Below are 810 nucleotides of genomic sequence, written 5' to 3' on the forward strand. Positions count from 1 at the left end.
CGGCCTCGAGCATCGAGGCGATCCCGCCGGCGTCGCGGGCGTCCTCGTAGGCGGTCCGGACCTGGCCGATGATCTGGTCCTCGCCCAGGATTACCGACTCGAGGCCGGCGGCGACCCGCAGCAGGTGCCGCAGGCTCTCGTCGTGGTCGGTGGTGACGACGGCCTCGTCGTCGATTCCGGAAAAGAATTCCGCGAGTGCGGCCCGGCCGACCGAGTGGTCGGAGCCGACGACGTACGCTTCGACCCGGTTACACGTCGAGAGGACGTACGCCTCCTCGATGTCGGGCACGGTCAACAGCTCCCTCACGGCGGCCTCCTGACTCTCGGGGCTGGCGGCGGCGAGTTGGTCGACGCTACCGCTGTCGTGCGTCACCCGCGCTGCCGTAACGACCCCGGTCGAAATCACGGACGATCACCCCCAGTAGACGGTTGTTCGCCGAGCACGTCCTCGATCACTTGGGGACAGTTGGAAGTACCCGTACGTAAAGCTGTCCAAAGACCCGGAGAATTGACGACGTCGGTGACAACCCGTCGGCGTCGGTCGGCCGGCACGTCGCGCGCTTTGAGTTCCTCGCGGAGCCCCGCGCAGACCTGGGCCATCTCGCCGGCCCCGTCGAGGGTCTCCTCGAGTTCCTGTCGAAGGTACTTGCTCAGCGCGGGTGCCGTGCCGCCGGTCGCAATCGCGACGGTTACCGGCTCCTCGCGGACCGTCGCGGGAACGACGACGCTACCGGGATCGCGTTCGCCCGATCGATCCGCCCGATTGACGAGGATCCCTCGCTGGCGGGCCGCCTCGGCGACGGCCTCGTT

The 810-nt window shown here is 68.4% G+C and carries 1 protein-coding gene and 1 pseudogene; both read right to left on the reverse strand.

Features of this window, described 5'->3' with window-relative positions:
* Window positions 1-403 (reverse strand): annotated as a pseudogene (locus tag PGX04_RS22940) (glutamyl-tRNA reductase); the annotation flags it as partial.
* Window positions 403-810 (reverse strand): precorrin-2 dehydrogenase/sirohydrochlorin ferrochelatase family protein (locus PGX04_RS22945; RefSeq protein ID WP_377043283.1); only part of this gene is annotated, 408 nt, incomplete at its 5' end. The gene PGX04_RS22945 and the pseudogene PGX04_RS22940, both read right to left, overlap by 1 nt.

The sequence above is a fragment of the Natrinema soli genome, from assembly GCF_028618695.1.